Source organism: Microbispora sp. NPDC046973, assembly GCF_040644495.1.
GTDB lineage: Bacteria > Actinomycetota > Actinomycetes > Streptosporangiales > Streptosporangiaceae > Microbispora.
Map to the genome: position 1 here is coordinate 12,536 of NZ_JBEYWQ010000022.1, position 20,917 is coordinate 33,452.

The window sequence follows — 20,917 nt, forward strand, 5'->3', positions numbered from 1 at the left end:
AGGGACGTCAGGCGCGGGTCGCGCGGTTGACGGCGGAGATGATGGCCTTGAGCGAGGCGCTCGTCGTGTTCGCGTCGATGCCGACGCCCCACAGCACCTGCGTGCCGTTCGGCCCGCCGACCTCGCACTCCACGTACGACGCGGCCTTGGCGTCGGCGCCCGCGCTCATCGCGTGCTCGGTGTAGTCGAGGACCCGCACCGGCACCCCGATGTTCTCCAGCGCGTCGCAGAAGGCCGAGATGGGGCCGTTGCCGACGCCCTCGATCTCCCGGATCTGGCCGTCGACCCGCACGTCGGCGCTGATCGCGTCCTTGTCGTCCACCGTGGAGGTGTGCCGGTGGGCCAGCAGGCCCAGGCGGCCCCAGGGGCTCGCCGGGTTCGGCAGGTACTCGTCGGCGAACCGCTCCCACATCTCGGCGGCCGTGACCTCGCCGCCCTCGGCGTCCGTACGGGCCTGGATGACGCGGGAGAACTCGATCTGCAGGCGGCGCGGCAGGTCGAGCTGGTGGTCGGCCTTCATGATGTAGGCGACGCCGCCCTTGCCCGACTGGCTGTTGACCCGGATGACCGCCTCGTACGAGCGGCCGATGTCCTTGGGGTCGATCGGCAGGTACGGCACGGCCCACGTGAACTGGTCGACCGGCACCCCGGCGGCGGCCGCGTCGTGCTCCAGGTGCTCGAAGCCCTTCTTGATGGCGTCCTGGTGGGAGCCGGAGAAGGCCGTGTAGACCAGCTCGCCGCCCCACGGGTGGCGGGGGTGCACGGGCAGCTGGTTGCAGTGCTCGACCACGCGCCGGATCTCGTCCATGTCCGAAAAGTCGATCTCCGGGTCGACGCCCTGGGAGAACAGGTTCATGCCCAGCGTGACCAGGCAGACGTTTCCGGTCCGCTCGCCGTTGCCGAACAGGCAGCCCTCGATGCGGTCGGCGCCGGCCATGTAGCCCAGCTCGGCGGCGGCGACGGCGGTGCCGCGGTCGTTGTGGGGGTGCAGGGACAGCACGATCGAGTCCCGGTACGCCAGGTTGCGGTGCATCCACTCGATCTGGTCGGCGTACACGTTGGGGGTGGCCATCTCGACCGTCGCCGGCAGGTTGACGATCACCTTGCGGTCGGGGGTGGGCTGCCACACGTCGTTGACGGCGTTGCAGACCTCGACGGCGTACTCCAGCTCGGTGCCGGTGAAGGACTCGGGCGAGTACTGGAAGTAGATCTCCGTGCCCTCCATCTCGGCCGCCAGCTTCTTGCACAGCTTGGCGCCCTCGACGGCGATCGCGGTGATGCCGTCCCTGTCCTGGCCGAAGACGACCCGGCGCTGGAGGGTGGAGGTGGAGTTGTACAGGTGGACGATCGCCTGGCGGGCGCCGCGCAGCGCCTCGAAGGTCCGCTCGATCAGCTCGGGCCGGGCCTGCGTCAGCACCTGGATGACCACGTCGGAGGGGATGCGCCCCTCTTCGATGATCTGACGGACGAAGTCGTAGTCGGTCTGCGACGCCGCCGGGAAGCCGACCTCGATCTCCTTGTAGCCCATCCGGACCAGCAGGTCGAACATCTTCAGCTTGCGGTCGGCGTCCATCGGGTCGATCAGCGCCTGGTTGCCGTCACGCAGGTCCACCGCGCACCAGCGGGGCGCCTTGGTGATGACCTTGTCGGGCCAGGTGCGGTCGGTCAGCCGTACGGGCTCGAACGGCGTGTAGCGGTGGAACGGCATGGGGCTGGGCTGCTGCTCATTCATGTTTGCTCCTCGTCGGGCGCACGGCGAGCCCCGGGCACGACGTTGCCGTCGATTCGTTAGGGAGGGGCGCCGTTGGATGAAACCAGGGCGGCCGACGCGCATGACTCTCGCACCGCGGCGAGGGAGCCGGCCTCTTACAGGCCCTCGCCGCGGCGGATAAGAAGGAGTCCGCGCAGCATGCCATGCAGACTAGCAGACGCCCTCAATCGGACGAGACACCCGATCACATTCCGAGACGGAGCTCCAGGTTAGGGTGACTCGTGAACGAAGGAGGCCATATGAAGGACGACGAGATCCTGCAGCGGATCAGCGAGCTGGTCGACGAGGAGCACTCCCTGCGCGAACGGCTCGTCGCGGGCGAGCTGACCTCGGACGAGGAGCACAACAGGATCGCCTCGCTGGAAGAGCAGCTCGACCGCTGCTGGGACCTGCTGCGCCAGCGCCGCGCCCGGCGCAACGTGGGCGAGGACCCCGACTTCGCCTCCCCCCGCCCGGTCAACGAGGTCGAGAACTACATGCAATAGGGACCCATACCGCCGCCGTTCCACGATGTGAAAATCAGTCGCGCCCCTGACAAGGGGTGCGGAATTCTTGTCGGCATGCAGATGAAGCGCGTCGCCCCCATCGAGAACGACGCCGAGCAAGGGGAAGACGACCCGGACGGCCCGGCGGGCCACTCCCCCCTGGCGGGTCTGTACGACATCGCGCGAGCATGCGACCATCCGGGTCCGGCGATGTCGTGGCGGCACTTCGCGGAGAGCGTCCGGAGCGGGTCGGGCGGCGAGCGGGCCGAGGCGTGGGTGGCGCGCGACGGCGGCCGAAGTGACAGCGTCCAGATCATCGGCCCGGCCGGCGGTGACCAGGTCGTCGGCGGCTACATCCTCCACTTTCCTCAGGACGACAACACCCATCTCGCGCTGCTCCGGCTGATGACGCATCCGGGCCGCAGGCGCGAGGGGATCGGCGTCGCGCTGCTCGACCACGCGATCGGCCGGGCCCGCGCCGAGGGCAGGCGCGTCCTGATCGCCGAGGCCGCGGCCGACGGTCCCGGCACGCCGTTCGCGAAGGCCCGCGGATTCTCCCCGGCCTCCACGGAGACCCGGCTGGTGCTCGACCTGCGTACGGCCGACTGGTCCGGTCTCGAACTCCTCCGGGCCCGGGCCGTACGGCACGCCACGGGCTACTCGCTCGAACGGTGGGCCGGGCCGACACCCGACGACCTGCTCGCCGACATGGCCCGCCTGGCGGAGGGCATGAACGACGAGCCGCTGGGCGAGCTCGCGATGGAGGACCAGCGGTGGACCGCCGGCCGCGTGCGCGCCCGCGAGGAGATGCTCGCGCGGGCGGGCCAGCGGACGTACACGATGATCGCCCGGCACACGGCCAGCGGAGAGCCGGCGGGGTTCACCCAGCTCGTCGTGGACGCCGACCGGCCGGAGGGATGGGGCCGCCAGGCCTCGACGACCGTCCTCGCGCCGCACCGCGGCCGGCGGCTCGGCCTGGTGCTCAAGCTCGCCAACATCACCTGGTTCCGTGCGTGCGAGCCGTCCGTCGAGCGTGTGATCACATGGAACTCCGTCGCGAACCCGCACATGCTGGCGATCAACGAGGCGATGGGCTTCGAGGTCTTCGACACCTGGCACCAGTGGCAGCTCGACATCTGACCGGGGCCGGCGGGCTTATTTGATCTTCCGGGTGTAGACGACGCGGTCGACCAGCCGTTCGGACTTACCCGGCGGGGTGAAGTACAGGTCGAAGGTGTGCCGGTCGTTCGACCTGATGGTGATCACGGTGCGCATCGGTATGGTCTTCCCGACGTACTCCGGACCGAGCACCCCGGGGTCGGTGAACGTCCCGGGCAGCGACAGCACGTTGCCGCCCTCGTCGAGGGCGGGGCCGCGGTAGGTCATCGCGGTGGGGGTGACGCTGTCGAAGGTGGTCCACTCGTAGCGCCGGTCGATGGTGGAGAAGCCGAGGATTCCCAGCCGGTAGTACGGGTGGCCGCCGAGCACGCCTTCGGCCTCCTCCTCCAGGAACCGGCCGCCCGTCTTGGCGATCCACCGCGTCTTGACCGTGATGTCGCGGGAGACGACCGGCTTGCCGTCGCCGCCGAGAAGGTAGTTGTACTTCGTGGCCTTCCACGTGCCGACCAGCGGGTCGAGCCGGCGATGGAACGGCCCGGGCGCGAGCGGATCGGCGGGTGCGCTCTGGGTCCGGGCGACCGGCGCGACGACCGGCGCCGTCGCGGCGGCCGGCGCGCCGGTCAGAGCCAGTACGGCCGCGGCCGTGACGACGGACAGGGACAGTCTCTTCAGCATGGGTGTCTCCATGAGCGGGGAGGGGCCGGCGGACGAGGTGATGTGGCCGCGCTGATGGTCCGGGCTCGTGCACAGCGAGCCGGCCGCGGGGCGTACCGGATCATGACACCGGGGAAAGCGGGGCTGATAGTGTCCCCGTCATCGGCTAGATGTGCATTTCGCACGGTTCACGGGAGGGTCCCGGCGAGTGGGGCGAACCGCGGACGACCTTCCGCTCCGGCTGGCCAGGGCCATGTTGTGGGCCTCGTTCGGCATCCTCGTCTACATCCGCGCGTTCAGCGCCCTCGACAACGGCGCCGGTCCGCTCGGCGTGCTGCTCCCGATGGCGTCCTACCCGCCGCTCATCGCGCTGTCGCTGTGGTGCTGGAGCCCAGCCGTCCGATACCGGCTCTTCGCCGCCGTGGTGCTGCTCTACTTCCTGCCGTTCCCGTTCGCCGGCCAGTCCTGGGACTGGATGCCGTGGACCGTGGCCGCCGCCGCGCTGTGCGCTCTCCCCACACGGATCGCCTGGCCGCTGTTCGTCCTCAGCGTGGCCGCGGCCGGCGCGTTGGTCCTCCTCCCCGGCTTCGACGCCTATCCCGGGCAGGAGTTCCAGGCAGGCGTCGGCTACATGATCGTCACGGCGGACGACGGTCTCATCGTCTTCGGCCTGTCCAGGCTCGTCATGGCCGTCACGAGACTTCACCAGACCCGCGAGGAACTGGCCCGGACGGCCCTGTCGAGGGAACGGCTGCGGCTGGACGGAGAGCTGCGGCGCCTGCTCGGCGGGAAACTCCACGCGATCGCGTTCCGGATGCGGACCGCGGCCCGGCAGGAGCCGGAGGAGGCGCGCCGCTCCCTCCGGGAAGGGATCGAACTCGCGCGGCGCACCCTGGCGGAGGTGCGCGGCACGGCCGGCGCCTACCGCGCCGACGCCCCCGGGAAGATCTCACCGCGGATCGAGTCGCCGCGGCTGGCGCGACGTGTGCTGCTCGCGGTCCTGGTCATCCAATGCCTGCTCGTCCTGAAGATCCTGGCCTATGTCCGCCCCGGCGACTGGCCGGCCTTCGCACTCGCCGCGGTCCTGCTCGTCGTCATCGTGATCCTCCAGATGCTCCCGCAGTCGCGGGCGGTGCTGGTCGCGCAGAGCCTGCTGATCCTGCTGCCGCTGCCTGTCGTCCCCGACGCCTGGGACCGCCTGCTGAGCGTCTTCACCGGCAAACTGCTGCTCAACGTGCGGCCGCCGCGCTCCTGGGCGATCGTCGGGGTCGTCCTGGGCGGGCACCTCGCCTGGTTCCTGCACCGCATCGACCGCAACTACCTGTTCATCGACGACCTCCCCGCCGCACTGGCCAACTTCGGCGGCCACATTATGATCATGTGGCTGGTGTACTGCCTCGGGCGGCTGAGCGGACTGCTCACCGTGCTGGAGCGGACCCGGCACGAGCTCGCCGAGGCGGCGGTGCGCCGCGAACGAGCGCGGATCGCCGGTGACCTGCACGACATCCTGGGCTACAGCCTGTCGGCGGTCGCCCTCAAGGGCGAGGTGGCCGAACACCTGCTCGGCGCCGACCCCGCCCGGGCCAGAACCCAGATCGCCTCGCTCGGGTCACTGGTCGACCGGGCCCTGGTGGAGCTCGGCTCCATCACCGGCGACCGGGTCGAGCTGCGGTTGGGCGTCGAGATCGACGCCGCCCGAGAGGTGCTGGCGGACGCGGGGATCGAGGCGGTGGTGCGGGTCGAGACGGGCCCGCTTCCCTCGGCGGTCGACACCGCCCTGGCCACGGTGCTCCGTGAAGGCGTCACCAACGTCCTGCGCCACAGTCAGGCCCGCACCTGCGAGATCGCCGTGTCGGGCACGGCGGGCGGCGTACGGCTGCGGCTGGTCAACGACGGCGCCGCCGTACGGGAGGGATCGGAGCGGCCGGAACGGCGCGGCACCGGGCTCGACAGCATCGCGGCGCGGACCAGCGGGCGGGTGACGGCGGGACACCGCGCCGAGGACAGCTTCGAGGTGCTCGCCGAGTTCCCGGCACCGGCCGAACCCGGTGGCGGTACGGAGGGCTTCCACCCGGTCGCGGGCACGCCGGCTCTCCCGCACCTGAGACCGCCGGCGTGATCGTCTCGATCGGATGCCGGTCGAGGCCGTTCGTTCGAGGGCGGGGAGAATGATGGGCGTGATTCGCGTCCTCATCGCGGAGGACATGCACATCCTCCGCGAAGCGCTGGTCGAGCTGCTGTCGCTGCACGACGACATCGAGGTGGTGGCGGGGGTCGCCTCCGGCCTGGAGATCGTGCCCGCGGCGCTGGAGCACCGGCCCGACATTGCCGTGATCGACATCGACCTGCCGGGGCTGGACGGCGTGGCCGCGGCGGCCGAGCTGCGAAGGGCGCTGCCCGAATGCGCCGTCCTGATCCTGACGGCGCTGACCAAACCGGGCGTCCTGCGCAGGGCGCTGGGCGTCCAGGTCGCGGGCTTCGTTCCGAAGGACATCCGGCCGGCCGAGCTCGCCGCGGCGATCAGGACCGTCGCGGCGGGAGGACGAGCGGTGGACCCGTCGCTGGCGCTGGTCGCGCTGGAGGCGCCGGAAAGCCCGCTCAGTCAGCGCGAGACGGAGGTGCTGCGCATGTCGGCCACGGGCGCGCAGCCCGCCGAGATCGCCGAGCGACTCTTCCTGACCTACGGCACGGTTCGCAACTACCTCACCTCAGCGGTCGCCAAGCTGGGGGCCCGCAACCGGGTCGACGCCATCCGGATCGCCACCGAGTCCGGCTGGATCTGACCGGGGAGCTCCGCGACGACCACGCAGGCGTCCGACGGCCCTGCCCTGTCTCCCACCCCGCTGAGGCACCCCGGACTCCTGTGCAAAATGCACGTCCGCCGGGTTACCAGGGCACTAACGGCATCCTCCAGCCTCCTGCCACCATCTCGGTGGAACCGAGATCCACCGAACGGCCTCCGCGGCGTGCCGCGGCTGTGCCGTCTTGTGAGCAGGAGATGTCATGCGAAAGACCGGCGATCCCACGCCCCAGCGGGCAGAGGCCCTCGCAGGCGCCGGGGCACGCTGATGGAGCCCACCGAGGTCCTGCCGATCGTCGCGATCCTGTCGATCGTCACCGTCGAGTTCGGCGGGCACGCGCTGCTGCGTTTCGTCACCACCGACCGCGACAGGCTCGGAGCCTTCCGCGAGCGCTTCTTCCGCGCCGGCCACGCGCACGCGGGTGTGCTCCTGGTGCTCTCACTCGTCTATCTGCTGTACCTGCCCCGCGCCGGCTTCCCGGACGGCCTGGAATGGCTGTGCGGCGCCGCCCTGCTCGCCGGGGTGCTGGCCCAGTCGGGCGGGTTCTTCCTCCACCTCGGTGCCGGCGAGGAGGGCCGGGGCTCGTACGGCACGGCGCTCACGCGGACCGGCGCCCTGCTCCTCGCGGCCGCGCTCATCGCCCTGGCGGCCGGACTCATCCGGGCCGCGTAGACCCCTCTGCGGACGAATGGAGATGGGAATGATCCTGGTGACCGGCGCGACGGGGAACGTCGGCTCGGAACTGGTCGAGGCGCTGCTCGGGGCGGGTGAACGAGTGCGGGCGCTGGTCCGCAACCCTGGGGACGCCGCCCTGCCCCCTGACACGGAGCCCGTCGAAGGCGACCTCAACCGGCCGGAGAGCCTGACCGAGGCGTTCGACGGTGTCCGCGGTGTGTTCCTCCTGCCGGGCTACGACGACATGCCCGGCCTGCTGGCCCGCGCCCGCCGGGCCGGGGTGGAGCGGATCGTGCTGCTGACGGGCGGCTCGGCGGCGCTGGAGGACATGACCAACGCCGTGTCCCGCTACATGACCCTCTCCGAGCGGGCCGTGCGGGCATCCGGCCTGCCCTGGACCATCCTGAGGCCGAGGTCGTTCATGTCCAACGCCCTGCGCTGGCTGCCCCAGCTCGCGGCCGGCGACGTGGTGCGCGTGCCGTTCGCCGGCGTGCGCACCGCCGCCGTCGATCCCTTCGACATCGCCGCCGTCGCGGCCAGGGCGCTGCTGGACGACGGGCACGACGGCCTGATCCACGAGGTCACCGGCCCGCAGGCGCTGCTGCCCGCCGACCAGGTCGCCGTCCTCGCCGGGGTGCTCGGCAGGGATCTGCGCTGCGAAGGCCTGACGAACGCCGAGGCCCGGGCCGAGATGGAGGCGCAGATGCCCGCGCAGTACGTCGATGCCTTCTTCCGGTTCTTCGCCGACGGCACGCTGGACGAGTCACGAGTCCACCCCACCGTGCGCGAGGTGACCGGACGCCCACCCCGCACCTTCGAGCAATGGGCGAACGCCCACGCCGACGCCTTCCGCAGGACGTAGGACGCCCTCAGCCGCCCCTTTCGATCGTCATTGATCTGGTGGCCGAACCGCTGTACGAATAGCGGTGTCACGGTGATCCAAAGCGCGACCGCCGTTCCCGTCCCTCCTGGGGAAATCATTCGGAGAACCGGCGCAAGTGGAGTGTGATGAACCGCTCGATCCGCGGCAGGGGAATCATGGTCAAGGCGCTGACGGGGCTCGTTTCGGGAGCGATCGCCGGAGCCGCCCTGAGCGCCCTCTACCAGACCTACGGAGCGTGGCGCGATCGCCGCCGATTCCCTCCTCCCGGACGTATGGTCGACGTCGGCGGCCGGCGGATTCACTTGTGGACCGCGGGCACAGGCTCGCCGACCGTCGTGATCGTGCCCGGACTGGGGGAGCCGGGTTTGAACTGGGCCGCGCTGTTACCCGAACTGGCGGTGGAGTCGTCGGTCGTCCTGTACGACCGCGCCGGACTCGGGTGGAGCGACCCGTCCCCGCGGGCGGCAACGGCGTTGGGAGCCGCTCGCGACCTGCGGCGCGCGCTGGACAAGGCGGGGATCACTCCCCCGTACGTTCTGGTGGGCCATTCAGCCGGAGGGAACGTCGTCCGGCTGTTCGCAGCCGAAAGGCCCGACGCCGTGGCAGCGGTCGTCCTTGTGGATTCCAGCCATCCCGAGCAGATCCGCCTGCTGCACCGGACGAGAACGATGATCGCCCTGGAGATGCTGCGCTCGCGCCTGACACCCCTGGGGCTTCGGCGCCTGGCCTTCGACGCCGGATGGAGCGACCGCGCCCGCCGCGAAGCCGAGGCCCGGCGCCTGCCGTCCGAGTTACTTCCCGCCAGGATCGCCTTCGACCTCAGCGATCGGCAACGCCGTGCGGAGTTGCGTGAGGCGGCGGCCGCGATCACGGTCAACCCGGTGCAGGTGCGCCGGCGAGCGTCAAGCCTGGGGGCGACTCCGCTCACCGTCGTCTCTTCCAGCCCGGACGAACCGCCGGGCACCGACATGAAGGCGGCCGCCGAACAGCGCCGCTTCTACTCCGTCTGGTCTCCGCTCCAGGCCGACCTGGTACGGCTGTCCTCGGACGCCGTACACGTCGTCGCGGAGCACGCGGGGCACCACATCCACCGGGACCGCCCGGAACTGGTCGTCAAGGTGATACTCGGCCACGTTCGGCGATTGCGGGCCGAGGCCGGGCGCGACGGCTGACCGCCGGCTCGGCGTACGGGAACGAGTGGTGCTCGTGGGCGACCACCCATCGGCCGTCCCGCCTGCGCAGGCCGAGCGTCAGCCGAAGGCGCATCCGCGGGTTCGCCGCGAGCTCTTCCGGGCCGCCGCAGCGCACCAGGGCGTGGGCGAACGCGACGTCCTCCCCCGCGGTCACCTCCAGCGACTCGATCTCGAAGCAGGCGCCCTGTGCCTGCCAGGCGAAGAAGGGCGGCCAGACCTCACGGTAGGCGTCCAGGCCGCGCACGCCCTCGTACGGCGGCGGCACGTCGAACATCACGATGTCGTCGGCGTGGTCGGCCACCACTCCGTCGATGTCGCCGCGGTGGACCGCCTCGGCCCAGCGCTCGATCAGGTCGCGGATCCGCTCGTGGTCGTCGGTCATCTGACTCGGTCCTTCCGGGTCGAGGTGCTGATGTTCGCTGTCAGCACCTACAACCCGCGCGAACCGCCGGACTTATCGCTCTACGAGGGGGACAGTTCCGCCGGCAGGCCGAACGCCGGCAGGTGGGCGTCCAGGAACGAGACCACCTCGGCGATCAGCGGCCCGCGCAGGGCGAGCAGGTCCAGGCCCGCGGGAGCGTAGACACCACGGGCGTCGTCCCAGAGATACGTGCCGAACGCGACCTGCCCGTTCGCCCGCGCCGGCAGGAAGCGCCAGCGCCGGTTCCGCGCCGTCTCCAGCAGGAAGCCGCGGATGCCGTCGTGCCCGTGGAACAAGGCCGTCAGCGGCGGCATCGAGTACTTCGCGTCGTGGGTCAGCATCGCCACGATGGCGTCCACGTCCGCGGCCTCCCACGCGGCGGCGTACCGCCGGGCCGTCTCCCGCCACGCCGGTTCGCCGAGCAGGCCGAGGGTCCGCTGCTGGGTGGCCGGCGGGACCAGGCGGCCGAGCGTGGCGCGGGCCCGCTGCAGCGCGCTGTTGACCGCGGCGACGGTCGTCTCCAGCAGGCCGGCGACCTCGCCGGAGTCGTAGCCGAGGACGTCGCGCAGCAGCAGCACGGCCCGCTGCCGTGCCGGCAGGTGCTGCAGCGCGGCGACGAAGGCCAGTTCCACGCTCTCCCGCGCCACGACGCGCGCCTCCGGGCCCAGCTCCGCCGTCCAGCCCATCAGCCTGTCGGGGAACGGCTCGACCCACGCCGCCTCGGCCGCCGGCGTGCCTCCCGGGCTCAGATCGGCGGGCAGCTCGCGCCGCCCGCGCCGTTCGATGAGCGTCAGCGCCCTGTTCGTCGCGATCGCGTACAGCCAGGCCCGCACAGAGCCCCGGTGCCGCTCATGGTCCTCGAACCGCGGGAGAGCGCGCCACGCCCGGTCAAGGGTGTCCTGGACGACGTCCTCGGCGTCGTGGACCGACCCCAGCATCCGGTAGCAGTGTGCGCGCAGCTCGTCCCGCAACGGCCCGACCAGGCGGCCGAAGGCGTCGCCGTCCCCGGAGCGGGCCGCCGCCAGCAGTTCGGCGCCGGACTGCCCCGTCCGGTCGATCCGTTCCTCACCCATCCGCCCATCCTGCCCCGGCTCGGGGCGGCGGAGGAGGAGACGACGGAGGAAGCGGTCGGGCCGTGCGCAGTGCCGGGTCCGGACGGCCCCCGCCGCTCCCGCTGCGCGGAGCCTCCGGCACGGCCGAAGGCGTTCACACGTGCGATCGCTTCCTCCCCTCCAGGGTAAGCGCCGGCTTCAGACGGACAACAGCCGGTGGACCTCCTCGTCCTGGAGCTCCCGGGCGGGGCCGGACCTGACCACACGCCCGGCGTCGAGGATCACGAACCCGTCGGCCAGCCGAAGCGCGAGGTCCAGGTACTGCTCCACCAGCAGGATCGCGAGACCGCTCGCGTGCAGGCGTTCGACGGCCTCCTCGATCTCCACGATGATCGACGGCTGGATGCCCTCGGTCGGTTCGTCCAGGATCAGCAGCTTCGGCCGGGTGACCAGGGCCCGGGCCATCGCGAGCTGCTGTTGCTGGCCGCCGGACAGGAATCCCGCAGGCCGTTTGAGCAGCGGTTTGAGCCGGGGGAAGACCTCCAGGGCCTCCTCCAGCGCCGCCCGGTCCCGGTGCGCGGACGCCTCCAGTGTGACCAGGAGATTGTCCACGACGCTGAGCTGGGGAAACGTGTCGTGTCCCTGCGGCACGTAGCCCATGCCGAGCCGTACGCGCTGGTCCGGGCGCAGCCGGGTGACGTCCTTGCCCTCGAACGTCACCCTCCCGCCGGTCGCCGGGAGCACCCCCATGACGGTGTCGAGCAGGGTCGTCTTGCCGACCCCGTTGCGGCCCATCACGCAGACGAGGCGGCCCGCGGGCACCTCCAGCGAGACGCCGAAGAGCACCCGGGCCCGGCCGTACCCCGACTCCAGTCCCTCAACGGACAGCATCCTCGGCACCCTCCCGCGCCCGTCCCAAGTAGATCTCCTGCACGCGCGGGTCGGCCCGTACCTGCTCGACCGAGCCCTCCGTCAGCACCCTGCCCTCGTGCAGCACGGTGACCTGGGAGGCGTAGCGGCGCAGGAAGTCCATGTCGTGCTCGACCACGACCACGGTGTGGTCGCGGGCGACTTCGGTGAGCAGCTCGCCGGTGCGCTCGCGCTCGCCGGAGGACATGCCGGCGACCGGCTCGTCGAGCAGCAGCAGCCGGGGCTGCTGGACGATCAGCATGCCGATCTCCAGCCACTGCCGCTGCCCGTGGGACAGCACCCCGGCCTTGCTGCCCGCCAGCGCGGCCAGGCCGGTCGTCTCCAGCGCCGCCGTGACCTCCTCCGACGCCCCGCGCCTGCGGCGCAGCAGCGACCAGAGGGGGCGGCGGAACGACGCGGCGAGGTCGAGGTTCTCCAGCACGGTGAGCTCCTCGAAGACCACCGAGGTCTGGAAGGTGCGGCCCACGCCGAGCCGGACGATCTCGTGCTCCCTGCGGCCCACGAGGTCGTGCCCCTCGAACCGCACCGAGCCCCCGGTGGGCCTGGTCAGGCCCGTGATCACGTCGATGAGGGTGGTCTTCCCCGCGCCGTTCGGCCCGATCAGGAAGCGCAGCTCACCCCGGCCGACGGTCAGGTCCACGCCGTCGAGCGCCCGGAAGCCGCCGAAGGCGACCTCCAGAGCCCGGATCTCCAAAAGCGCTTCGGTCATGCCCGTGCCTCCCTTCTCCGTACGAGATCGGCGGCCAGGCCCGCGATGCCCCTGGGCGCCAGCGCCATGACGAGCACGAACAGGGCGCCCTGCAGGTAGAGCCAGGCGTCCGGAAGCTCCTCGCTGAAGTAGGTCCGCGCGTATCCCATGACGACCGCGCCGAGCACCGCGCCGGCCAGCGCGAACCGGCCGCCGACCGCCACCGCGACGACGAGTTCGAGCGAGGGGACGACCCCGAGCAGGGCCGGCGAGATGATTCCGACCACGGGCACGAACAGCGCCCCCGCGATGCCGGCCATGCCCGCCGAGACGGCGAAGGTCAGCGTCTTCACGGTGGCCGGGTCGTAGCCGAGGAATCGGACGCGGTCCTCGCCGTCCCTGACGGCCAGCAGCAGCCGCCCGAACCGGCTGCGGACGAGTTGCCTGGCGCCCAGGTAGAGCGCCCCGAGCACGACCGCGACGAGCAGATAGAGCCCCCGCTGGGTGCCGTCGGCCGCCACGTCCTGGCCGAAGAAGTCGAAGAAGTTGGTCAGGCCGTTCGTGCCGCCGGTCAGCCCCTGCTGCCCGACCAGCAGGATCACCAGCGCCGCCGCCAGCGCCTGGGTGAGGATCGCGAAGTACGCCCCGCGTACGCGCTGGCGGAACACCAGCGTGCCGAGCAGCAGCGCGACCGCGACCGGCAGCACGACGATCATGGCCAGCGCGAAGACCGGGTTGCCGAACGGCGTCCACAGCGCCGGCAGCTTCTCCACCCCGCTCCAGACCATGAAGTCGGGCAGGTCCCCGGCGGCGTCGTTGAGCTTGAGATACATGCCCATCGCGTAGCCGCCGAGGCCGAAGAACACTCCCTGCCCGAGCGTGAGCATGCCGCCCTGTCCCCAGGCGAGGCCGATGCCCAGCGCCACGATCGCGTAGCAGAGATACTTGGCCAGCAGGCCGAGGCGGAACGGCTCCAGCAGCAGCGGCGCCGCCACCAGGGCGAGCACCGCCACGGCCGCAAACACCGCCGGGCCCTGCCATCGGCGTACGGACCGCTCCGGCGCCGTCATGTCAGCGCCCGCGACCGGACGAAGAACAGCCCCTGCGGCCGGACCTGCAGGAAGCCGATGATCGCCACGAACACCACCACCTTGGCGAGGCTGGCGTCGCTCCAGAACTCGGCGTAGGAGTTCAGCAGGCCGAGGCCGGCCGCGGCCAGCACCGCGCCGCGAAGCTGGCCCAGGCCGCCCGCGACGACCACGAGGAACGCGTCCACGATGTAGTACGTCCCGAGCGTCGGGCCGACCGGCCCGATCAGCGTGAGGGCGACCCCCGCGACCCCGGCGAGGCCGGAGCCGATGAAGAACGTCCGCTGGTCGACCCGCCCGGTGTCGATGCCGCTCGTGGCCGCCAGTCTCCTGTTCTGCATCACGGCCCGCATGCGCCGCCCCTGGCCGGTCCTGTTCATATACGCCCAGATCGCGAGCACCGACGCCGCGGCGAGCGCCATGATGAACAGCCGGTTGTACGGCAGGATCCCGATGCCGCCGCGCAGCCAGGCGGGCGAGGAGACCTGCACGTTGGGCGCTCCGAACAGGTCTCGCGCGAGTTGCTGGAGCATCAGGCTGACGCCCCAGGTGAGCAGCAGCGTGTCGAGTGGGCGGCCGTAGAAGCGCCTGATCAGCGTGCGCTCCAGCACCAGGCCCATGAGCCCGGCGACCACGAACGCGGCCGGGAGGGCGATCAGGAAGCCCACCCCCTGGAGCAGGTAGGCCGTGTAGGCCCCCGCCATGATGAACTCGCCGTGGGCCATGTTGACCACGCCCATCTGCCCGAACGTGAACGTCAGGCCGAGGGCGATGAGCAGCAGGACCGCTCCGATCGACAGCCCGATCGGCAGCTGGTTGAGCACTCCCTCCATGTCGGCCGTCAGACCAGGCCGCCGGCCCAGGAGTACGTCTTGAGGTAGGGATCCGGCTTGATCGGTTCGCCGGAGTTCCACACCTCCTTGATCTGGCCGTCCGGCTGGACGACCCCGATGCGCGCGGTCTTGTAGACGTGCTGGTTGTCGCCGTCGATGGTGACCTTGCCCTCGGGCCGGTCCAGGGACACGCCGCCGGCGGCCTTCTTGACGGCCTCCACGTCGGTGGTCCCGGCCTTCTCGGCGGCCTCGGCCCACAGATAGACGGCGTTGTATCCGGCCTCCATCGGGTCGGAGGTCACCTTGTCGGCGCCGTACTTCGCCTTGAACGCGGCGACGAACTTCTCGTTGGCCGGGGTGTCGGTCGTCTGGTAGTAGTTCCAGGCCACGAGCTGCCCGGCGACGTTGTCGACCCCGATGCCTTTGACCTCCTCCTCGGCCACGGACACCGACATGACCGGCATCTGGTCGGCGCTGATCCCGGTGCTCTTGAGCTGCTTGAAGAACGCGACGTTGCTGTCGCCGTTCAGGGTGTTGAAGACCGCGTCCGGCTTCGCCTCGACGATCTTGTTGACGAGCGTGCTGTACTCGGTGTGCCCGAGCGGGGTGTACTCCTCGCCGAGGATCTCCATCCCGTTGGCCGCGGCGTACGCCTTGATGATTTTGTTCGCGGTTCTCGGGAAGACATAGTCGCTGCCCACGAGGAAGAGCTTCTTCTTGCCCTTCTCCTTCAGATAGTCGAGCCCGGGGACGATCTGCTGGTTGGTCGTCGCGCCCGTGTAGAAGATGTACGGCGAGCTTTCCAGTCCCTCGTACTGGACCGGATACCACAGCAGCGCCTTACGCTTTTCGAAGACGGGGAGCATCGCCTTGCGGCTCGCCGACGTCCAGCCGCCGAAGACGGTGGCGACCTTGTCCTGCGCGATGAGTTTGGTGGCCTTCTCCGCGAAGGTCGGCCAGTCGGACGCGCCGTCCTCCACCACGGGCTCCAGTTTCTTGCCCAGCACGCCGCCCGCCGCGTTGATCTCCTCGATCGCGAGCAGTTCCGCGTCCCTGACCGTCACCTCGCTGATGGCCATCGTGCCGCTGAGCGAGTGAAGAATGCCCACCTTGATGGTGTCGGAGCCGCCGGACGAGGCCGATGTGTCATTCGTGGACGATTGTCCGGCACAGGCCGCGAGCGTCACAGCCGCGAGCGTGAACACCGCTCCGGTGCGCCATAATGAGTTACGCAAATGCCTCTCCCTTGCCGCCGCGGTCCCCGCACCGATCCGTCTGCCGCCAAGGTGAGCGCGCGGTATTTCCCGCCGAAATCCCGGCGGTTAACAACTCATTAGCGAAGGCTCACCGCCGTCCGGATACGCATACGAAATCAGCGGGTAACGCGGGGGAAACGCCGGGTACTTATCGTCCCGCCATGCGGCTCACTCCACACGAACAGGAACGGCTCCTCATCCACGTCGCCGCGGGCGTGGCCCGCGAGCGCAAGGAGCGCGGCCTTCGCCTCAACCATCCGGAGGCGACGGCCCTCATCGCGTCCTTCCTCCTGGAAGGCGCCCGCGACGGCCGCAGCGTCGCCGACCTGATGGACGCCGGCCGCAAGGTCCTGCGGCGCGAGGACGTCATGGAGGGCGTGCCCGAGATGCTGGAGTCCGTCCAGATCGAGGCCACCTTCCCCGACGGCACCAAGCTCGTCACCGTCCACAACCCGATCACATGAGCGAGCGAAGCGAGCGAACCGGTGAGCACGGCGTCCCGGGCGAGATCGTATGCGGCGACGGCGACGTGCCGCTGAACCCCGGCAGGGAGCGGATCACCCTGAGAGTCGTCAACACGGCCGACCGCCCGGTGCAGGTCGGGTCGCACTACCACTTCGCCGCCGCCAACCCCGGCCTCGATTTCGACCGCGAGGCGGCCTGGGGCACGCGCCTGGACATCCCGGCGGGCACCGCGGTCAGGTTCGAGCCCGGGGTGGAGCGCGACGTCACGCTGGTCCCGATCGCCGGCCACCGGGTCGTACCGGGCCTTCGTCCCGAGTGGGCCGGGCCTCTCGACGGGAGGACCGATGTCTAGCGTCGAACGCTCCCGCTACGCCGCGCTGTACGGCCCGACCACCGGCGACCGGGTGCGCCTGGCCGACACCGACCTGTACGTCGAGGTGACCGAGGACCTGTCGATGGGTCCCGCCGGAGCGGGCGACGAGGCCGTGTTCGGCGGCGGCAAGGTCATCCGCGAGTCGATGGGGCAGGCGCGCACCACGAGGGCCGAGGGCGCGGCCGACCTCGTCATCACCGGCGCGGTGATCCTCGACCACTGGGGCGTGGTCAAGGCCGACATCGGCGTCCGCGACGGCCGGATCGCCGCCATCGGCAAGGCCGGCAACCCCGACACGATGGACGGCGTCCACCCGGACCTCGTCATCGGCCCGTCCACCGAGATCCTCGCGGCGAACGGCAAGATCGTCACGGCGGGCGCCGTCGACTCCCACGTCCACCTGATCTGCCCGCAGATCCTCGACGAGGCGCTCGCCTCCGGCGTCACGACGGTCGTCGGCGGCGGCACCGGCCCCGCCGAGGGCACGAAGGCCACGACCGTGACCGGAACCTGGTATCTCGGCCGGATGCTGGAGTCGCTGGACACCTATCCGGTCAACGTGGCCCTGCTCGGCAAGGGCAACACGGTCAGCGAGGAGGGGCTGCTCGAACAGCTCAGGGCCGGGGCGTCGGGCTTCAAGCTGCACGAGGACTGGGGCACCACCCCCGCCGCCATCGACGCGTGCCTGCGGGTGTGCGACGCCACCGGGGTGCAGGTCGCCATCCACACCGACACGCTGAACGAGGCGGGGTTCGTGGAGTCGACCCTGCGGGCCATCGGCGGCCGGGCGATCCACGCCTACCACACCGAGGGCGCCGGCGGCGGCCACGCCCCGGACATCATCACGGTGGCCTCCCACGCCAACGTGCTGCCGTCGTCCACCAACCCGACCCGGCCGCACACCGTCAACACCCACCACGAGCACCTGGACATGCTGATGGTGTGCCACCACCTCAACCCCGCCATCCCGGAGGACCTGGCGTTCGCCGAGTCGCGGATCCGGCCGACGACGATGGCGGCCGAGGACGTCCTGCACGACATGGGCGCGATCTCGATGATCGGCTCGGACTCCCAGGCCATGGGCCGGATCGGCGAGACGATCATCCGCACGTGGCAGACGGCGCACGTGATGAAGCGGCGCCGCGGCGCGCTGCCGGGCGACGGCCCGGCCGACAACCTTCGCGCCCGCCGCTACGTCGCCAAGTACACGATCAACCCGGCGATCGCCCACGGCCTGGACGCGGAGATCGGCTCGGTGGAGCCCGGCAAGCTCGCCGACCTCGTCCTGTGGAGCCCGGCCTTCTTCGGGGTCAAGCCGGACCTCGTCGTCAAGGGCGGCGTCATCGCCTACGCGCAGATGGGCGACGCGAACGCGTCGATCCCGACGCCGCAGCCCGTGCTTCCCCGGCCGATGTTCGGCGCGGCCCCGGCCACCGCGGCCGCGACGTCGCTGCACTTCGTCGCGCCGCTCGCGTTGGAGGACGGCCTGGCCGGCCGCCTGGCCGTGGGCAGGCGGCTGGTCCCCGTGGCCGACGTACGCGCCCGGCGCAAGGACGCGATGCCGCTCAACGACGCCCTGCCGGACATCCGGGTGGACCCCGACACCTTCGCCGTACGCGTGGACGGCGAGCTGATCGAGCCCGCCCCGGCCGAGTCGCTGCCGATGGCGCAGCGCTACTTCCTCTTCTGATGCCCGTCATGGAGGGGGACGCGGCGCTGCTGCTGCTCGCCGACTCGCGGCTGCCCGCGGGCGGGCACGCCCACTCGGGCGGCGTGGAGGAGGCCGTACGGCGGGGCACGGTCACCGGCACCGGCGACCTGGCGCGGTTCCTGCGCGGCAGGCTCGCCACCGCCGGCCTCGTCACCGCCGCCCTCGCCGCCACCGCGTGCGAGCTGGCCGCCGCCGAAGCCGGCGCCGGAGCCGCCACCGCGCCCGCCGCGCCCGCCGCGTACGGCGGCGGTGCAGGCCCGCAGCTCGGCGCCGCCCGCGACCCGAAGGTGCCGCCCGCGGACGACGCCGCGGACGGCATCGAGCTGTGGCGGCGGCTGGACACCGAGGCCGACGCCAGGACCGCCTCGCCCGCCCAGCGGGAGGCCGCCCGCACGCAGGGACGGCTCCTGCTGCGCACGGCCCGCCGGCTGTGGCCCTCGGCCGCCCTGGACGCGCTCGCGCGGGCCGTGCCCGAGGGCCCGCACCACCCCGTCGCGCTCGGCGCGGCTGCGGCCTCGGCGGGGTGCGCGCCCCGCCAGGCCGCGCTGGCCGCCGCCTACACCTCGGTCACCGGCCCGGCCACGGCGGCCGTGCGGCTCCTCGGCCTCGACCCGGTCACCGTCCACCGCCTGCTCGCCGGCCTCGCCCCCGCGCTCGAGGACGCGGCCCGCGCCGCCTGCGCGGCGCTCGACGACGCGGCCCCGGCGGATGACGAGCCGGACGGGCGCGAGACGGAACACCACCCGGAACACATCTCAGAACGGCACCCGGGACAGCAGCCTGGACACCCCCATGGGCGGCATGCGGCCTGGCACGCGCGATGGCGCGCGCTGCCGGGGCACAGCGCGCCCGCGCTCGACCTCCTGGCGGAGGGACACCTGACCAACCCAATGAAGCTCTTCGTCTCCTGACGTCTTCGCACCGGCCACCGCACGAGAAAGAGCAGGTACCCACATGGGCGCTCACCACGACGACCTCCACGACGCGGCCGAGCCACACGGGCGGGCGCTCCGCCTCGGCATCGGCGGACCGGTCGGCAGCGGCAAGACCGCCCTGGTGGCGGCGCTGTGCCGCAGTCTCGGGCCGTCCCTGCGGCTCGGGGTCGTGACCAACGACATCTACACCACCGAGGACGCCGACTTCCTGCGCCGCGCGGGGGTCATCGACCCGGAGCGGATCCTCGCCGTGCAGACCGGCTGCTGCCCGCACACGGCCATCCGGGACGACATCGCCGCCAACCTGGACGCCGTCGAGACGCTGGAGGAGCGGTTCGGGCCGCTCGACCTCGTGATCGTCGAGAGCGGCGGCGACAACCTCACCGCCACGTTCAGCCGGGGCCTGGCCGACCGGCAGATCTTCGTGCTCGACGTGTCGGGCGGCGACAAGGTGCCGCGCAAGGGCGGGCCGGGCGTGACCTCGGCCGACCTGCTCGTCGTCAACAAGACCGACCTCGCGCCGATGGTCGGCGCCGACCTGACCGTGATGTCCCGCGACGCGGCGGCCGTACGGGACGGCAAGCCGGTGCTGTTCACGTCGATCAGGGAGGACAAGGGCGCCCACACCGTGGCGGAGTGGGTGACGCACATGGTCGACGCCTGGCAGCACGAGCACGGCGAGCCGCACCGCCACGCCGTCCCGAGCGCCGTCCAGCAGGCTCCGGCGTCCTGACCGGCATGACGGCCGTCACCGCGCGTGCGCTGATCAGGACGGAGGCCGCGGGCGGCGGCCGGACCCGCCTGGAGACGCTGCGGTCCGATCCGCCGCTGACGCTGCGGCAGACCGGCCCGCAGCGGGTCCACCTCGTCTCGACGGGCGCGGGCCCGCTGCGCGGCGACCACCTCGACCTCGGCGTGGACGTCGCCCCCGGCACCTCGCTGGAGGTCCGCTCGGTGGGTGCCACGCTGGTGCTGCCGGGTCTCGCGGACGCCCCTTCGGTCATGGTCGTGCGGGCGCGGGTCGGCGCGGGCGCCACCCTGCACTTCTCCCCCGAGCCGACCGTCCTCGCCGCCGGATGCGCCCACCGCCTCGTCGTACGGCTCTCGCTCGCCGAGGACGCCACGGTCTTCTGGCGGGAGGAGATCGTCTTCGGGCGGCACGGCGAACGGCCGGGACGCGGCCACGCGCGGTTCGACGCGACCGTGGCCGGACGGCCCCTGCTCCGTCAGGACCTCCTGGTGGGCGAGGAGGCGGTGGACGGCAGCCCGGCCGTCTACGGCGACGCCCGGTGCGTCGGCGCGACCCTGATCGCGGGACCCGCCTGGGCCCCGCCCGCCGTGCCGGACGTCAAGCGTGAGCGGCGGGCCGTGGTGGGGGACGGCTGGGCGGCGCTGCCGCTTGCCGGTCCCGGCGTGCAGGTGTGCGCGCTCGGCGCGGACGCGGTCCAGCTCAGGGAGCGGCTGCGGCGCGGCGAGGAGGCCGCGGCCGCCGCGTGCGGCTCGGCGCCCGGCGCCCCGCCGGCCGGCCTGGACCGGCTCCGAGGCACGCCAAGGGCTGAAACCGGCCGCCTCGCGCCGTAGCCT

22 protein-coding genes are annotated in these 20,917 nt (G+C 71.7%); 13 read left to right on the forward strand and 9 right to left on the reverse strand.

Annotated elements, in window-relative coordinates; all coding sequences use genetic code 11:
* Positions 1-7: 7 nt before the first annotated feature.
* Entirely contained in the window at positions 8-1,732 is a 1,725-nt protein-coding gene (leuA, locus tag ABZ860_RS31465; protein ID WP_357226953.1) for a 2-isopropylmalate synthase, read from the reverse strand.
* Between the two features lie 278 nt (positions 1,733-2,010).
* Between leuA and ABZ860_RS31470 the strand changes: the two genes are divergently transcribed.
* Positions 2,011-2,256, forward strand: a complete 246-nt coding sequence (locus ABZ860_RS31470; protein WP_357226956.1) for a DUF2630 family protein — start codon at positions 2,011-2,013, stop codon at positions 2,254-2,256.
* Between the two features lie 75 nt (positions 2,257-2,331).
* A complete protein-coding gene (locus ABZ860_RS31475; RefSeq protein WP_357226959.1) occupies positions 2,332-3,396 on the forward strand; it encodes a GNAT family N-acetyltransferase in 1,065 nt (354 codons plus the stop codon).
* Positions 3,397-3,411: 15 nt separating this feature from the next.
* Here ABZ860_RS31475 and ABZ860_RS31480 read toward each other — a convergent pair whose 3' ends face one another.
* Entirely contained in the window at positions 3,412-4,050 is a 639-nt protein-coding gene (locus ABZ860_RS31480; protein WP_357226961.1) for a DUF1579 family protein, read from the reverse strand.
* A gap of 187 nt (positions 4,051-4,237) precedes the next feature.
* Here ABZ860_RS31480 and ABZ860_RS31485 point away from each other — a divergent pair, with 187 nt between their 5' ends.
* The 5 genes from ABZ860_RS31485 (at position 4,238) to ABZ860_RS31505 (ending at position 9,560) form a co-directional block, all read left to right on the forward strand.
* Positions 4,238-6,148 (forward strand): histidine kinase, encoded by a 1,911-nt coding sequence (locus ABZ860_RS31485; RefSeq protein WP_357226964.1) that lies wholly within the window; start codon positions 4,238-4,240, stop codon positions 6,146-6,148.
* 58 nt (positions 6,149-6,206) lie between these two features.
* The gene (locus tag ABZ860_RS31490; RefSeq protein ID WP_357226966.1) at positions 6,207-6,812 is read left to right on the forward strand and encodes a response regulator transcription factor; all 606 of its coding nucleotides are present in this window, start codon (positions 6,207-6,209) and stop codon (positions 6,810-6,812) included.
* A gap of 285 nt (positions 6,813-7,097) precedes the next feature.
* A complete protein-coding gene (locus ABZ860_RS31495; protein WP_357226968.1) occupies positions 7,098-7,502 on the forward strand; it encodes a hypothetical protein in 405 nt (134 codons plus the stop codon).
* Positions 7,503-7,530: 28 nt separating this feature from the next.
* Positions 7,531-8,367, forward strand: a complete 837-nt coding sequence (locus tag ABZ860_RS31500) for an NAD(P)H-binding protein (RefSeq protein WP_357226971.1) — start codon at positions 7,531-7,533, stop codon at positions 8,365-8,367.
* Positions 8,368-8,513: 146 nt separating this feature from the next.
* Positions 8,514-9,560, forward strand: a complete 1,047-nt coding sequence (locus tag ABZ860_RS31505; RefSeq protein WP_357226974.1) for an alpha/beta hydrolase — start codon at positions 8,514-8,516, stop codon at positions 9,558-9,560.
* Here ABZ860_RS31505 and ABZ860_RS31510 read toward each other — a convergent pair.
* The 7 genes from ABZ860_RS31510 to urtA all read right to left on the reverse strand — a co-directional run bounded on the left by ABZ860_RS31510 (position 9,502) and on the right by urtA (position 15,798).
* Positions 9,502-9,963, reverse strand: coding sequence for an SgcJ/EcaC family oxidoreductase (locus tag ABZ860_RS31510; protein ID WP_357226977.1), 462 nt, complete (start codon positions 9,961-9,963; stop codon positions 9,502-9,504). The genes ABZ860_RS31505 and ABZ860_RS31510 overlap by 59 nt on opposite strands.
* An 80-nt stretch (positions 9,964-10,043) precedes the next feature.
* Positions 10,044-11,075: a sigma-70 family RNA polymerase sigma factor gene (locus tag ABZ860_RS31515; protein ID WP_357226980.1), complete on the reverse strand. Its 1,032-nt coding sequence runs from the start codon at positions 11,073-11,075 to the stop codon at positions 10,044-10,046.
* Between the two features lie 177 nt (positions 11,076-11,252).
* Entirely contained in the window at positions 11,253-11,945 is a 693-nt protein-coding gene (gene urtE, locus ABZ860_RS31520) for an urea ABC transporter ATP-binding subunit UrtE (protein WP_357226983.1), read from the reverse strand.
* Positions 11,932-12,693, reverse strand: a complete 762-nt coding sequence (urtD, locus tag ABZ860_RS31525) for an urea ABC transporter ATP-binding protein UrtD (protein ID WP_357226985.1) — start codon at positions 12,691-12,693, stop codon at positions 11,932-11,934. The genes urtE and urtD overlap by 14 nt, the downstream gene beginning before the upstream one ends.
* Complete coding sequence (urtC, locus tag ABZ860_RS31530) at positions 12,690-13,742, reverse strand: urea ABC transporter permease subunit UrtC (RefSeq protein WP_357226988.1); 1,053 nt, start codon at positions 13,740-13,742, stop codon at positions 12,690-12,692. Before urtC ends, urtD begins: the two co-directional genes overlap by 4 nt.
* Positions 13,739-14,593 (reverse strand): urea ABC transporter permease subunit UrtB, encoded by an 855-nt coding sequence (gene urtB, locus ABZ860_RS31535; RefSeq protein WP_357226991.1) that lies wholly within the window; start codon positions 14,591-14,593, stop codon positions 13,739-13,741. Before urtB ends, urtC begins: the two co-directional genes overlap by 4 nt.
* An 8-nt stretch (positions 14,594-14,601) precedes the next feature.
* Positions 14,602-15,798: an urea ABC transporter substrate-binding protein gene (gene urtA / locus ABZ860_RS31540; RefSeq protein WP_357227233.1), complete on the reverse strand. Its 1,197-nt coding sequence runs from the start codon at positions 15,796-15,798 to the stop codon at positions 14,602-14,604.
* Between the two features lie 212 nt (positions 15,799-16,010).
* On the opposite strand from urtA, the gene ABZ860_RS31545 reads away from it, so the two are divergent.
* From ABZ860_RS31545 to ABZ860_RS31570, 6 genes are read left to right on the forward strand one after another with little or no spacing between them, the layout of a single operon-like run.
* Positions 16,011-16,313 (forward strand): urease subunit gamma, encoded by a 303-nt coding sequence (locus ABZ860_RS31545; protein WP_139579487.1) that lies wholly within the window; start codon positions 16,011-16,013, stop codon positions 16,311-16,313.
* Positions 16,310-16,666: an urease subunit beta gene (locus ABZ860_RS31550; RefSeq protein ID WP_357226993.1), complete on the forward strand. Its 357-nt coding sequence runs from the start codon at positions 16,310-16,312 to the stop codon at positions 16,664-16,666. The genes ABZ860_RS31545 and ABZ860_RS31550 overlap by 4 nt, the downstream gene beginning before the upstream one ends.
* On the forward strand, positions 16,659-18,377 hold the full coding sequence (locus ABZ860_RS31555; RefSeq protein ID WP_357226996.1) for an urease subunit alpha: 1,719 nt from the start codon (positions 16,659-16,661) through the stop codon (positions 18,375-18,377). Before ABZ860_RS31550 ends, ABZ860_RS31555 begins: the two co-directional genes overlap by 8 nt.
* A gap of 8 nt (positions 18,378-18,385) precedes the next feature.
* Positions 18,386-19,309 carry an urease accessory UreF family protein gene (locus ABZ860_RS31560; RefSeq protein WP_357226999.1) on the forward strand — a complete coding sequence of 308 codons (924 nt, stop codon included), beginning with the start codon at positions 18,386-18,388 and terminating at the stop codon, positions 19,307-19,309.
* A 43-nt stretch (positions 19,310-19,352) separates the two neighbouring features.
* Positions 19,353-20,066, forward strand: coding sequence for an urease accessory protein UreG (gene ureG / locus ABZ860_RS31565; RefSeq protein ID WP_357227001.1), 714 nt, complete (start codon positions 19,353-19,355; stop codon positions 20,064-20,066).
* A gap of 5 nt (positions 20,067-20,071) precedes the next feature.
* On the forward strand, positions 20,072-20,914 hold the full coding sequence (locus ABZ860_RS31570; RefSeq protein WP_357227003.1) for an urease accessory protein UreD: 843 nt from the start codon (positions 20,072-20,074) through the stop codon (positions 20,912-20,914).
* Positions 20,915-20,917 lie beyond the last annotated feature (3 nt).

Excerpts from the sequence above, each read along its gene's own strand:
- ureG (WP_357227001.1), top strand. The coding sequence starts at position 19,353 with ATGGGCGCTCACCACGACGACCTCCACGACGCGGCCGAGCCACACGGG.
- urtE (WP_357226983.1), bottom strand. The coding sequence starts at position 11,945 with ATGCTGTCCGTTGAGGGACTGGAGTCGGGGTACGGCCGGGCCCGGGTG.
- ABZ860_RS31570 (WP_357227003.1), top strand. The coding sequence starts at position 20,072 with ATGACGGCCGTCACCGCGCGTGCGCTGATCAGGACGGAGGCCGCGGGC.
- ABZ860_RS31560 (WP_357226999.1), top strand. The coding sequence starts at position 18,386 with ATGGAGGGGGACGCGGCGCTGCTGCTGCTCGCCGACTCGCGGCTGCCC.
- ABZ860_RS31495 (WP_357226968.1), top strand. The coding sequence starts at position 7,098 with ATGGAGCCCACCGAGGTCCTGCCGATCGTCGCGATCCTGTCGATCGTC.
- leuA (WP_357226953.1), bottom strand. The coding sequence starts at position 1,732 with ATGAATGAGCAGCAGCCCAGCCCCATGCCGTTCCACCGCTACACGCCG.
- ABZ860_RS31480 (WP_357226961.1), bottom strand. The coding sequence starts at position 4,050 with ATGCTGAAGAGACTGTCCCTGTCCGTCGTCACGGCCGCGGCCGTACTG.
- ABZ860_RS31555 (WP_357226996.1), top strand. The coding sequence starts at position 16,659 with ATGTCTAGCGTCGAACGCTCCCGCTACGCCGCGCTGTACGGCCCGACC.
- ABZ860_RS31470 (WP_357226956.1), top strand. The coding sequence starts at position 2,011 with ATGAAGGACGACGAGATCCTGCAGCGGATCAGCGAGCTGGTCGACGAG.
- ABZ860_RS31505 (WP_357226974.1), top strand. The coding sequence starts at position 8,514 with ATGAACCGCTCGATCCGCGGCAGGGGAATCATGGTCAAGGCGCTGACG.
- urtC (WP_357226988.1), bottom strand. The coding sequence starts at position 13,742 with ATGACGGCGCCGGAGCGGTCCGTACGCCGATGGCAGGGCCCGGCGGTG.
- ABZ860_RS31475 (WP_357226959.1), top strand. The coding sequence starts at position 2,332 with ATGCAGATGAAGCGCGTCGCCCCCATCGAGAACGACGCCGAGCAAGGG.
- urtD (WP_357226985.1), bottom strand. The coding sequence starts at position 12,693 with ATGACCGAAGCGCTTTTGGAGATCCGGGCTCTGGAGGTCGCCTTCGGC.
- ABZ860_RS31550 (WP_357226993.1), top strand. The coding sequence starts at position 16,310 with ATGAGCGAGCGAAGCGAGCGAACCGGTGAGCACGGCGTCCCGGGCGAG.
- ABZ860_RS31545 (WP_139579487.1), top strand. The coding sequence starts at position 16,011 with ATGCGGCTCACTCCACACGAACAGGAACGGCTCCTCATCCACGTCGCC.
- ABZ860_RS31500 (WP_357226971.1), top strand. The coding sequence starts at position 7,531 with ATGATCCTGGTGACCGGCGCGACGGGGAACGTCGGCTCGGAACTGGTC.
- ABZ860_RS31510 (WP_357226977.1), bottom strand. The coding sequence starts at position 9,963 with ATGACCGACGACCACGAGCGGATCCGCGACCTGATCGAGCGCTGGGCC.
- ABZ860_RS31515 (WP_357226980.1), bottom strand. The coding sequence starts at position 11,075 with ATGGGTGAGGAACGGATCGACCGGACGGGGCAGTCCGGCGCCGAACTG.
- urtB (WP_357226991.1), bottom strand. The coding sequence starts at position 14,593 with ATGGAGGGAGTGCTCAACCAGCTGCCGATCGGGCTGTCGATCGGAGCG.